General features: G+C 45.1%; 9 protein-coding genes. 5 read left to right on the top strand and 4 right to left on the bottom strand.

The annotated features are described in order from the left end of the window. Positions 1-23 precede the first annotated feature (23 nt). Positions 24-833, bottom strand: a complete 810-nt coding sequence (locus EBO34_RS12885; RefSeq protein ID WP_122899186.1) for a carbon-nitrogen hydrolase family protein — start codon at positions 831-833, stop codon at positions 24-26. Between the two features lie 69 nt (positions 834-902). Here EBO34_RS12885 and EBO34_RS12880 point away from each other — a divergent pair, with 69 nt between their 5' ends. After that, complete coding sequence (locus EBO34_RS12880) at positions 903-1742, top strand: nuclease-related domain-containing protein (RefSeq protein WP_122899185.1); 840 nt, start codon at positions 903-905, stop codon at positions 1740-1742. A gap of 50 nt (positions 1743-1792) precedes the next feature. Here EBO34_RS12880 and EBO34_RS12875 read toward each other — a convergent pair whose 3' ends face one another. Then, entirely contained in the window at positions 1793-2002 is a 210-nt protein-coding gene (locus EBO34_RS12875; protein WP_183163866.1) for a hypothetical protein, read from the bottom strand. A gap of 265 nt (positions 2003-2267) precedes the next feature. Here EBO34_RS12875 and EBO34_RS12870 point away from each other — a divergent pair, with 265 nt between their 5' ends. Then, complete coding sequence (locus tag EBO34_RS12870; RefSeq protein ID WP_183163865.1) at positions 2268-3062, top strand: VanZ family protein; 795 nt, start codon at positions 2268-2270, stop codon at positions 3060-3062. Positions 3063-3584: 522 nt separating this feature from the next. Then, positions 3585-4517 (top strand): ornithine cyclodeaminase family protein, encoded by a 933-nt coding sequence (locus EBO34_RS12860; protein ID WP_122899176.1) that lies wholly within the window; start codon positions 3585-3587, stop codon positions 4515-4517. Here the strand turns inward: EBO34_RS12860 and EBO34_RS12855 are convergent. Continuing rightward, positions 4514-4981, bottom strand: coding sequence for a VanZ family protein (locus tag EBO34_RS12855; RefSeq protein ID WP_183163864.1), 468 nt, complete (start codon positions 4979-4981; stop codon positions 4514-4516). The genes EBO34_RS12860 and EBO34_RS12855 overlap by 4 nt on opposite strands. Positions 4982-5049: 68 nt before the next feature. Continuing rightward, positions 5050-5427 carry a hypothetical protein gene (locus EBO34_RS12850; protein WP_122899172.1) on the bottom strand — a complete coding sequence of 126 codons (378 nt, stop codon included), beginning with the start codon at positions 5425-5427 and terminating at the stop codon, positions 5050-5052. A 257-nt stretch (positions 5428-5684) separates the two neighbouring features. Here EBO34_RS12850 and EBO34_RS12845 point away from each other — a divergent pair, with 257 nt between their 5' ends. Both EBO34_RS12845 and EBO34_RS12835 read left to right on the top strand, forming a co-directional pair. Continuing rightward, on the top strand, positions 5685-6302 hold the full coding sequence (locus EBO34_RS12845; RefSeq protein WP_122899170.1) for a nuclease-related domain-containing protein: 618 nt from the start codon (positions 5685-5687) through the stop codon (positions 6300-6302). Positions 6303-7056: 754 nt separating this feature from the next. Then, positions 7057-12744, top strand: coding sequence for a pullulanase (locus tag EBO34_RS12835; RefSeq protein WP_122899165.1), 5688 nt, complete (start codon positions 7057-7059; stop codon positions 12742-12744). Positions 12745-13406 lie beyond the last annotated feature (662 nt).

Below are 13406 nucleotides of genomic sequence, written 5' to 3'. Positions count from 1 at the left end.
ACCTTGGACAACCCTCTTTACCTTTAAAAAAACCGATCCTCCCTCAGCCGGTATTCGTCCCGGCTCTTTCGAATTGCCTCTTTTGACAGCTCAAACACCTTCACTTCTTCATTCTCCGAAAAAATAGCCGCCTCGGTGTTGTAATCAACCCACGGCGGGCAAAAGACAGATCTTCCGTACTTTTCCCCGGCCTGGTTCAGGCTGAGCATGTAAACCTGATTCTCTAGGGCTCTGGTATGAACGAAGTGGTGCCAGCTCGGGTAGGACTGGTCCTTGTAAAAGGCGACCGGGTGAAGGAGGCAGTCAACTTCTTTTTCCAATGCGTACTTTCTCGTAAGCTCCGGAAACCGCATGTCGTAGCAGATCATCAACCCAAACGAAAACCCGTCAATCGTAAATGAAACGAGCCGGTCACCCCGGGAAAAGTACTGCTTCTCAAGGGACGAACCAAACTGTGCGAGATGAATTTTGTTGTAATGGGCCACATAGTCACCACCACTGTCCAGCACAACCTGTGCGATAAAAATTCTCCCGTTTTCTTTCAGCGGCATGCCGTAACAGACAAACGCACCAAGCTCTTTGGCCAGCCAGGAGAATCGCTTGAACGAGGGTCCGTCAAGCTCCTCCGCAAGTTCCTGCAAGTGAGCAAACGTGTCTTTGGAATAAGAGATCGTAGAAAGCTCCGGAAAAACAACAAGATCCACCTCAGTTTCCCGAACTTTTTCCCGTGTCCTGCCTGTCATGGTCCGCACATGCAGGTCTCTTTCCACCATCGAAACGATGTGCGGAACCGTCACCTGGCACCCCGCAATTTTAATGAATGTTGTTTCCATATAAATCCTCCTCACCAGCGGATAATGGTATAATATACCTAATTTATAAAAGTGGAAGGCGGTGTTGAAGTGGCTACAGTAAAAAAATCCTCTTCCGATTTAGAGGATCAGGTGAAACAGTATGATAAGGAAGTGCGGACGATTCAGTTTGCCCAGAAAAAAAGTCTCGAAGTCCGTAAACACGAAATACATAGAACCATATGGATAGGAGCTTTAGCCGGTACGATTATTCTGATCTTTATTTTCCCAATCGGGACACTTCTTGGAGCGGGAATTGGTTATTTAATTGGGGTTGAAAAAATCAAATCCCCTTTTAAAAAACGTATGTTCAGACTTCACGAGAAATATCCTTCAATTAAGGCCGTAAGAAAAGGCATGGCAGGAGAAATGAGTGTAACAGAACATATTACAAAAAACCTTTCAGATGACTATCTGCTTATAAATGATCTCACCATTTCCACTGCTAACGGACGAGGCACTCAGATCGACCATATCCTCTTTGGAAAAAGTACAGTCTATGCCATTGAAACGAAAAATATCACCGGGAGGTTTTATCCTTACTCAAAGCACAAGTGGCTTTGGTATCCAATAGTTAGCCGAGGAAAAGTAAAAAAGAAAACATACGTGGACAGTCCTGCTGCCCAGTCCCAATATCATGCAACTCAACTCCGGAGGCTTTTGAAATCAAAAGGTCATACCTCCATAAAGGTAACTCCTGTCGTCATATTAACGAACGCTCAGTCGGTTTGGCATGGACGTTTTAACCAGGAGTGTCCGGTCTTTAGTAATCCCAAAGCATTTATTGACTACATCCTTGAAGCAGATATCGGTCCGGGGTTGGAAGATACGGAAGAAGTGGTGGATGGTCTGCTGGAATTTCAGGATGAAAAAGAGGAGAGCTACGCATAAGGATTCGCCTCACAAAAAAACCACAGAGGATGTCACCCTCTGCAGCACCTTTAACGAGTCATATTGCATTCAACTTTGGGTTGTTCACTTTTATCAACAGAACCGGTATGTTTCGCCATCATAATCTTCAATAGTTTGTCTTGATGAAAAGCTGCTTTTTTAATGAGTTCACTTCGTTTCTTGTGATTATCCTCGCTGCAATGATTGTACAGGTGTAAATAATAGTCAACAGAGAATTCGTGCCACATTGTTTTCATCATCAAAACCTCCTATCCTTTTTCATACGTAGGCCAGCACTAGAGATAACCGGAATAGACTACAAACCTGCGCCAATCTTATGACTCATGATTATCATAGGTCTATTATTGACTATAGATACCCTGAAATCCTTTGTTTAAGCTGTATTTAACTAAAAATAAATACGATGTCATATATGTAGCTAGTTCTATATACATAGATTTGTAGATGATTATGGTAAGACCCTGCAAATGTTATAATAGGATAATCAAAATCGAGGAGTTCATCATGAAAAAAAGCAGGTACATCTTCTTTAACATCCTACCCATCTTTATTATAATGGCCATCATTTTCACCGCTTCATCCCAATCCTCCGATCAGCAGGATATCAGCCCTGTCGTTGACCGGATAACGGACCGGGGTTTTTTGAAGGACAGCATTATATGGGTAATGGACAAGGCTGACCGCGTGGTTGAGCGGGGGGCGGCCGCAGCAGCAGCCAGGCCCTACCTTGCCCTCGGAGCTGCCGCTATACTCGGCCTTTTAACAGCCGCAGTCTTTTTCCGCTTATTCCGGTCAACCGATTCCCAGGTTAAAAAAGGGCTCAAATCACTTATCTATACCGGCATTTTATTCGCCTTCGCGCTTGCCGTTCTTGCCCTGTTAAAAAGTGACGCCATCGTAGAGGTCATAAGAAATCACACCTCCTACAACCAGCTGGTCAACATATTAAACAGAATCGAATTCACCTATGCCGGCACAGTAGTCAGTATCGAGGCCAGGGGAGTGGAAAGCTTCCTCACTTTTCTAATTCGCAAAACCGCTCACTTTACACTATTCGGGCTGCTCGGATTCTTCCTGTTTCTCGCAATCCACCGACTCAACGGGCGTACGATCGTCACATTCGTTTTGGCCATGCTCTTCGTCGTGGCCTACGCCGCCCTCGACGAATACCGCCAGACATTTATCCCGTCACGGTCCGGTCTCGTGGAGGATGTGATTCTCGATTCGGCTGGAGGAGTGTTCGGCACGAGTATGGCCTGGCTCAAAGTGAAGATATCCCAATGGTGGGAACGGACGTAATATCTAAAAAATGGATGACTATTTGATTGTATCTTCTAGAGTACTCGATTTACTATTGGCAGAATAAACGGGATTTTCGATAGAATAAACTGCTTTTTAGGCATAAAATTCCATTATTGACAGAATAAAGATGGGTTTTGACAGAATATCTTCTCTCTCGCAAATACTTTTTTCTTTTGAAAGAATAAATTGCATTTTTGATAGAATAAACTGCTTTTTAGGCAGATAAAATACCATTATCGACAGAATAAAGATGGGTTTTGACAGAATATCTTCTCTCTCGCAAGTACTTTTTTCTTTTGAAAGAATAAATAGGATTTTCGATAGAATAAACTGCTTTTTAGGCAGAAAAAATTCCATTATTGACAGAATAAAGCTTGGTTATTGATTGAATTCCTTTTCTATCGCATGCACTTTTTACTTTTTAAACAATCAAACCATCACATAACCTAAAAAAACACCTCCTGTGTGAAGGTGATCTCTGCCATAATAAAGATAAATCGTTTTAACGGAGGTTTTACCATGCACATGATCGATCACAGCCAGATCACCGAACTCATTACCATGCACGAGGTCATCGAAGCGATCGAAGACTTCTATTTGAACGGAAACCAGGAAAGCGTCGTTATTCCGGAACGGATGCACGAAGGAGACGGTGACAACACCATCCTGTTGATGCCGTCCTTCTTTGAAAATTATTATGGTATAAAAATGGTCGGCGTTGCCCCGAACAACCCGTCCCTTGGCAAGGATACGATTCACGCCCAGATGCTTCTGTGCAACCGTGAAACTCTTGAGCCCCTCGCTCTTATGGATGCTCAGGAAATCACCGCCCTCCGCACAGGGGCCCTCGGCGGAATCAGCATGAAGTACCTGGCCAGCGACACCGCCTCGACCATCGGCATTGTGGGATCAGGCGTGCAGGCCTTCAGCCATCTCCAGGCCGCATGTGCTGTGCGCCCGATCAAGCGCGTTCTCGTTTACAGCCGGAAAAAAGAAAGCGTAGATCGTTTTACTGAAAAAGTAAACCGCGCGTTTCCCGAATTAGACGTGGATTACGCCGAAACTCATGACCTTATGAAGCAATCCGAGATCATCGTTACCGCTACAAGCAGCAAAACGCCTGTTCTTCCTGAACTGAGTGAAGATGATCTCTCCGGTAAGCACATCGTCGGCTGTGGATCCTTCCGCCCTTTTATGCAGGAAATCCCTGACTGTGTGTTCAAGCAGGTCAACGATGTGTACGTAGACAACCTGATGGCCCTCAAGGAATGCGGTGAACTGATTCAGGCCAGGGAGCTTGGAATCACAAATGGACACATCTTTACTCTTGAAGACCTGATTCAAAACAGCAGACGCTTCACCTCTGAAAAAGAGAAATTAACGGTTTTCAAGTCAGTTGGCCTCGCCATCTACGACCTTGTCACGGCCATAGCTATCCACAAAAAGCGTTAATGCTTTTCAGCCTCCGGAAGACTCCTGTCTTTCGGGGGCTTTTTCGTGAGCAGTCCCTGAAAACACACAAAGGTAAAGCTGCCTAAACTGTTAATGAGTACATCCAGCACTCTTCCCGAGCGGCCCGCGAGAAAATGCTGGTGAATTTCATCAACCATTCCGATCGTGGAAGTTGTCATGACCGCCATAACCGCAGCAATCCACCGTCTTTTTACCGGAACAATCGCAGACAGAAACAGAGCGATAACGCCGTAAACAAGGAAATGAACGAGTTTTCTTTCAAAGTTGGAAGTTAACGAATAAGAGTAGTAGAAGGAACTTTCCCGGTCAAAAAGAAAGGTGAAAGACACTTCGTTTTTATAAATCGAAGCCATCCCGGCAGTTGCCCGGTCAAGTTCGTATAATATGCTGAAAGAGGTAATCAGCGAGGTGATCACAACAACGGTGAGGAGATAAAAGCGCATCGTTTTGCCCCCGTTCATGGAAACGTCCTACAAACAGTTTCGTCATGAAGAGGGGGGCGTAAACAGGTCTAAAAATGAACGATGTCTTTTCTGATTAGTAGCTTCATAACTTCGTCGCAGATAAAGAAAACGACTGCAACGACGGTGGCAACGATGAAGCCGAGTGTGGCCGTAACCAGGTATCCGGCCAATGTATGTATGAGAAGGGAGGCGATGACCCGTGGCGCACCGGCGAGCTTCCCTGTAACGATGTCGCTCAGCAGTGATACGGTGAGTCCGAAAAGAAGGATTCCGATAAAGGCAGCGGATAAAACGAACAAAAGAAGGATGAAGCTCTCGAGCAGCTGGGTATGGGGAGGAATAAGTAAGAACGTAATCATTCCAACAGCCAGCAGCAGTGTGGTGACGGCTGCAACAGTAGACTTCATCCATATTTTTTTTAACATGTATAATCACATCCTCCTTTCACATTTTATAGAAGGTTTATAGGTGTGTATAGAGGGGGTTTCCAGAGAACTGGATGCGGATCTGGTTATCTTAACAAAAAACAGGCATAAATTAATAATCGCCGGTCATAACTTTACAGAAAGCCCGCATAACTTTACACAAAACCTCAAAAACGGCCATTTCGACTCGAAATCCTACATTTATTATTTGCTAATCTAGTATTATACCCAATCCACATTAAGGAGTGATTCCCCGTATGATACTCAAACATCGCAAGCAGTCTGTCTGGCTTTTAAAGCTGACTGCATTGAAAAGAAGGCTACCTCATTTTCACAAACAGTTGGCCAAAGTCAGCGAAGATCACTCATTGAAAAAGTCGGGATATCGAGGTGAAAAAGCCCTCGATTATCAACTGGACTACATTATTAATGAGACTGATTGTGTTGTTTTACAGGACTTGCGACTGACCGGCCAGCTGGAACGACACTTTCAGGTGGATACCCTTTTCATTACGCCAAAATTCATAACCATAATTGAAGCAAAAAACTATGCCGGCACGATAGAATTTAAGCCGGAATTCAATGAGCTGATTCAGACAAAAGAAGGTAAGCAAAAAGGCATTAAAGACCCTATAACTCAGGTAAAACGTCAGATGCAACACCTCAATTTCTGGCTCCGTCAACATCATTATCCTTCAATCCCCCTCCGCTATTTTATTACCATCAGCAATCCCACCACGATAATAAAAGCTCCCTCTACATACAAAGATGCATTGGAAAAGGTGATTCATGTAGAACAAATTAATACAAAGCTTCTGGAATTAGACAAAACTAAGGAGGATGTACTCCTGAATAATGAGTTAATGATAAAATAGCACAGCAGGTTCTTGCCAAAAACGAGACTTATGATAAGGATGTTCTGGAACATTATAAAATTGAGCGGGCTGATATCATTACCGGCGTCTGCTGCCCGGAATGTTCGAAGCCTGGGATGAAGAGGGGATATGGGGTTTGGATATGTCCTGTGTGTAAAAAGTATTCTGATGATGCACATGTCGAGGCTTTTCGTGAATATGCTTTACTCTTTGGAAGTCGTTCAACAAACAGACAGTTGAGGGCTTTTCTCGGGATAAATTCAAGAGAGGTCGTAGCGAAAATGATGGACGATTTAGAGGTGAAGAGGGTAGGAGAGAAAAAAGGGAGAGTGTATATGTTGGATCGTTTACTGGAGTGAAGGTGTGATTTCCAGTAAAATGGATGCGGATCTGGTTATCTTAATAAAAAACAGGCATAAATTAACATTCGGGCGAGATAAATCCACACAAATACGGCAAACCTTAACTCAAATCCTCAATAAAGAAAAAGTATGGACCTACATGGCACTGGCCAGGACTTTAGTATTAGGGTGAAAATAAAATCACTTCCATAATCACACACAATCTCCCATGATTTATCAGAATATTCATTGTATAATTTAAAAGTGAAAACGTTTGCACAGAAAATATTAAAACCTGTTTCTGGACCAACTTAATTTTTTAAGCTTTTGTGAAAACGCTTTCATTTACTTGTGGAAGTAAGAAAGGAGGATTAATCGAGCGTTTCTATTACACAACGGAGGGGATTAAAGGGATGAGAAGAAAAACGAAACGTTATTCGTCCATGTTCATGGTATGGGTTATGCTCATGAGCATGCTGCCGTTTTTTGTTCCGGCTTCACAAGCCGGTGCAGAAGAAGCAACAGAGGACAATGGTAACAGAACTGTAAAGCTTACTTATGAAAGAGAAGACGGTATTTTTGACGACTGGGATGTCTGGGTCTGGAATACCGGGGTTCAAGATAACAATATTGATTTTACCGGGTTTGGGGAGAACTCAGCTACTGCTTATATAGGAGTAGCGCAGAATACGAGAGAAATAGGATTTATTGTAAGAAAAAACGACTGGAGTGACCGTGAGCCAAACGGTCAGGAAATGGATCGTCATATCCGGATCAATCATCAGGACCCTGTAACCAAGGTACATATCAAACAGGGGGAAACAGAATTCCATACTGTACCGACTGTTTCCGGACCGGTTGTTGATGACGGCACAGCAACGTTTTTTTACCGCGATCCGGCTCTTTACTTAGCTGATGAGATGGATACGATCGAAAAAGTCGAGCTCAGCATTCTCGGTGAAACCTATGAGCTCGAATACGAATCGAAAAACGAAAGATTTGTCTACACCTATGAAAGCCTTCCGGAAGGTGAACACGAATACACCTACCTCGTAACGAAAGACGGAGAAACAACAGAAGTAACGGATCCATACAATACTGTGGATGGCAAGTCGGTTGTGAAAAATTCCGCAGCAAACGTTGAGGTTTCAGGTGCTGTTGAGCCTGGCGCCGTTGATTACAACGAAAATGCAGTTCTTTCAGTAAATGTAGAGAGTGATGCGTCGATCAGAGAGTTATACGCAGACACGACAGCTCTTGGCGGACCGGAGCGCCTCGCTATTGACCTTGAGCTGAACGAAATTACACTGTCTGTTGCCCACGATGTGACAGCGGGTACAAAAGAAATTTCACTTACGGCAGTGGACGAGTATGGGACCCGTCACAATGGAACCGCCGAACTTGAAGTGAAAACCCGTCAGTTTGTCGGTGATCACGATTTTGACTGGGATGAAGCAATGATTTACTTCATGCTGACAGACCGTTTCTTTGACGGTGATGAAAGTAATAACGATCCATATGGCATGGGTTACGATACAGACAAGCGGGGAACGTACCAGGGCGGAGATTTCAAAGGTATTACTGAGCAGCTCGATTACCTTGATGACCTTGGAATCAACACAATCTGGATCAGCCCGATTGTAGAAAACATTAAGTATGACGTTCGATTCAACCCGGACGATGACATTGAAGATCAGCCTTACTTCGGCTACCACGGCTATTGGGCGAGCGACTTCACCAAGCTCAATCCGCACTTCGGTTCGATGGAAGACTTTCACGAGCTCATTGACGAAAGTGCTGAGCGTGGCATGAAGATTATGGTTGATGTGGTGCTTAATCACACCGGCTATGGGTTAAAGGAAATTGACGGAGAACTTCCTGAAGGTGAACGTCCGGAAGGTTATCCGACAGATGATGAGCGTGCATTCTTCAGTGACATGCTTCGTCAGGGAGACGATGTTGGAGGAGATGAAGTCACAGGAGAACTTGCAGGGCTGCCTGATTTCATTACGGAAGATCCTGAAGTACGTGAGCAGATTATCGAATGGCAGACAAATTGGATTGAAAAATCTCGTACCGCAGCCGGAAACACGATCGATTACTTCCGTGTAGATACAGTAAAACATGTGGAAGATACAACGTGGATGGCGTTTAAGAACGAACTTACCCGTGAAATGCCTGAATTTAAAATGATTGGTGAGTCTTGGGGAGCTGACCAAGACAGAGACCATGGTTATTTGAGAACTGGCACGATGGATTCACTCCTCGATTTTGGTTTTAAGTACACGGCAAGAGACTTTGCCAACGGGAATCTTGAGCAGGCGAACAGCCGCCTTGAAGCCCGGAACTCCAAGCTTGATAACGCAGCCACACTCGGACAGTTTCTTGGAAGCCACGATGAAGCAGGGTTTCTTGAAATGGTCGGTGGTGATGAAGGAAAGCTGAAAGTTGCAGCGGGTCTTCAGATTACGGCAAAAGGTCAGCCCGTCATCTACTATGGTGAAGAGCTTGGTCTGAGCGGTGACGATAACTATCCGTTCTATGACAACCGCTACGATATGGCGTGGGATCAGGTAGAGGATAACGCTATTCTTGAGCACTATCAGAAGCTTCTTTCTTTCCGGGGCGAGCATTCGGTTATTTTTGCCCGCGGTGACAGAAGTACGCTTGCCGGCTCGAATGAAGATGGTTTCCTTTTGTTTGAAAGAAGCTATCAGGATGAAGAAGTGTATGTAGGTCTGAACACATCAGAAGAAGCTCAGACTGTTACGCTGGAAGTCGATTCATCCGAGGCGATTGTAACGGACGCTTACAGCGGGGAAGAGTATGACGTGACAGATGGTCAGGTTACAATCGAACTTCCAGCCATGAGCAGCGGTGGTACCGTTCTTTTAACAGTGGAAGGCGGATCGTTTGTAGGTGAAGGAGACGGGACAGTTGATCCTGTGGAGGGTGACACACTAAGAATTCACTACGAGCGTTCAGACAATAACTATGAAAACTGGGGACTGTGGACTTGGGATGACGTGGCTAACCCTTCTGAAAACTGGCCATCAGGAGCAACACCATTTGAAACAGCCGACGGGGCTTCATTCAGCGCGGCTCAAGTGACCGACTTTGGTGCCTATGTTGATGTTGAGCTTCAGGAAGACGCTGAACAAATCGGATTCCTTGTGGTGAACCGGGAAAACGGGGAGAAAGACGGCGACGACAAGCATGTGAACATCCTGTCCCCTGATATGGATGAAGTCTGGATTAAAGAAGGCACGGACCGTGTCTGGCTTTATGAGCCGGTTGATCTGCCGGAAGATACGGTTCGTATCAATTATGAGCGTGTAAACAGCGATTATGAACCGTGGGGCTTGTGGACGTGGGGAGACGTCGCTGAACCATCTGATGGATGGCCTGATGGTGCAACTCCATTCTCCAACGATCAAGTAGGAAAATACGGAGCTTACGTTGATCTCGAACTTAAAGAAGCGGCACAACAAATCAACTTCCTGGTTGTAAATCGTGAAAACGGAGATCAAACAGGTGATATGAGCTTTGACCAGCTCGCAGACAATGAGCAGCTGTTTATTCGGGAAGGGGATGAGACTGTGTACACAAACCCTTACTTTCAACAACTCGAAGGCCTTGTTTCCGGGGAGCTTCTGAGCAGTGAACGAATTGAGCTCACATTTACTTCAACCTTGTGGCTTGATGAAGAAGAACTGGCGGAAGCGATCTCAATCGTGGATAAAGACGGAAACGACGTTACCTTTGACAGGGTCACAATTGAAAGTGAAACAAAAGTGTTGATTCACGGCAGCTTTGACATTGACCAGGCACCGTTCGCTGTTACATTTAACGACCGTACCGTTCAGGCATCAGCAGGATGGCGTTTGATTGACGAAATGTACGCGTATGACGGTGAACTTGGTGCGAAACTGCATGAGGACGGCACGGCAGCACTCAAGCTGTGGTCACCGAATGCAGACAACGTCAGTGTGATAGTGTATGACCGTGATGATCAGTATGAAGTCGTGGCAGACGGCATTGACATGGCCTATGGTGACCGCGGTGTGTGGGAAGTCACACTCGATGAGACCAACACAGGCAAATCTGATCTAACCGGATTCTACTACCACTACGCGATCGAGCGGGATGGGGAGACAAAGCTTGCTTTCGACCCTTATGCCAAATCCATGGCAGCGTGGAACAACCTGGATGAAAGAAATGAAATCGGAAAAGCGGCGATCGTGGATCCTTCCGCTCTCGGACCAGAGCTTGATTTTGCCGATATCGAAGGTTTTGAAAAGCGTGAAGATGCGATCATCTATGAAATTCACGTTCGCGATTTCACATCCGATCCAACGATTGACGAGGAATTGGAAGCACAGTTCGGTACGTTCGCAGCGTTTGTGGAGCGTCTGGACTATATTGAAGACCTGGGTGTCACGCACGTTCAGCTCCTGCCGGTGATGAGTTATTTCTGGGGAGACGAGCTGGCGAATGCCGAAAGAATGCTCGAGTATTCTTCAACGGGCAACAACTATAACTGGGGTTATGATCCTCACAGTTATTTTTCACCAACGGGTATGTACTCTGAAAACCCTGAGGACGCGGAACTTCGTATCAAAGAATTGAAGAACCTGATCGACGAGATTCATAACCGCGGTATGGGAGTAGTTCTCGATGTCGTCTACAACCACACTGCCCAGGTTAAAATCTTCGAAGATCTTGTTCCAAATTACTATCATTTTATGGATGCAGACGGTACGCCGCGCACAAGTTTCGGCGGGGGACGTCTCGGCACGACACACGAAATGGCCCGCCGCATTCTGGTGGATTCCATTACGTACTGGACAGAAGAGTTTAAGGTGGACGGGTTCCGTTTCGACATGATGGGTGACCATGATGCAGAAAGCATTCAGATTGCTTACGATAAAGCAAAAGAAATTAACCCGAACACTGTGATGATCGGGGAAGGCTGGAGAACGTTTGTAGGAGATGAAAACGGCGGCGACGTGATGCCTGCAGACCAGGATTGGATGCAGCACACAGAAAGCGTTGGTTCATTCTCTGACGACTTTCGAAACGAACTCAAGTCCGGATTCGGAAGTGAAGGACAGCCGCGCTTTATTACAGGCGGTGCTCGGAGCATTCAGCAGATTTATGACAACCTGACTGCAAACCCGCATAACTTTACAGCAACAAATCCTGGTGATGTGGTGCCTTACATCGCTGCACATGATAACTTAACGCTGCACGATGTAATTGCACAATCGATTAAGAAAGATCCTGAGTACCATCAGGAAGAAATTCATAAGCGCATTCGATTGGGAAATACAATGGTTCTCACTGCGCAGGGAACGGCTTTCCTCCACGCAGGACAGGAGTTTGGCCGTACGAAGCAGTTCAGAGCTGAAACAGACGAAGCACCGTACAAGTCAACGTATATGACGGATGAAAACGGAAATCCATTCGTGTATCCGTACTTTATCCACGATTCGTATGATTCAACGGATGCCATCAACAAGTTTGACTGGACGAAAGCAATGGACGCTGAGGCGTATCCAATCAATAACCTTACTCGTGAGTACACGACCGGATTGATTGAGCTTCGCCGGTCAACAGATGCCTTCCGTCTGGGAACGATGGAAGACATCGACAACCAGGTGTCATTCATTGATGCACCTGAAATCCAGGATACGGACCTGGTTATCGGGTACAAAGCCGAGTCCACTGACGATACAGGCACGTACTATGTATTTGTGAACGCAGATGATAAAGAACGTACCCTTACTCTTGAAGAAGACATTACGGATGGTACAGTAATTGTTGACGGAAACGAAGCCAATATTTCCGGGGTTTCTGATCCATCCGGATTTGAACTCACTTCCGCTCAAATTACGATTGATGCACTAACGGCAGTCGTCGTTCGTGTCGGAGGAGACGTTCCGGATGAAGAAGACGAGGAACAGCCAGGAGGACCTGGTAACGGCAATGCACCACCACATGCCGGCCAGCCGGGACCACCACCACACGCAGGACAACCGGGGAAACCTGATCACGCAGGCAATCCGGGAAAAGGTAAAGGGAACAACGGAGGGAAATAGGATTTACGAAAAACCAGAAGCCGAGAGCTTCTGGTTTTTCTTTTTGATGTGAAGATATGTGCAAAACTTTATAGGAATTTTCTCCTGGAAGGATAACAATACACATACAGCGGTGAACATTCTATGTAAAAAAGGGGGACAAAGTATGGCGGACAATGGTTTTTTTATAAAAATCACTTTGAAGATAAAAATGAGGTAACATGCCAAAAACACCCTGTAGATTTTTATCTAAAGAGTGTTATTTTTACTATGCGGGTCATTCATATTAAAATGTAAAACTATGCCTCGCTTACTTCGGCTTTACTGTTTGAATTAGTCGAAGGCATATCTTTTTTGGTGAATTTCAGCTGATGCGCCGAAAATGCCATGTAACAATCAGGGCATTGAAAAGGGAAAGAAATCTTTTTGTCTAAAGAGGCTACCCGCACGTCAGGACTGTCAGGACCGTATGTATCTTTAGCAATGGTATTCCATTTATCAACACTCTTTGTATTTTCACAGTTTGGACACTCTATGTGAGAAAAATCCAGTGTTTTCTTTTCTTTCAATTTCCTGAAGAACATCATAACCACCCCAAATAACCATTTTCTCTTTTTCTATTATATAGATAATGAAAGAGAATGAAAACGCTTTTGTCATTTTAAGTAGAATAGTCACGAATA

The sequence above is a fragment of the Alteribacter keqinensis genome (assembly GCF_003710255.1).
Taxonomy (GTDB): Bacteria; Bacillota; Bacilli; order Bacillales; family Salisediminibacteriaceae; genus Alteribacter; species Alteribacter keqinensis.
This window is presented reverse-complemented; position numbering and strand designations above follow the sequence as displayed.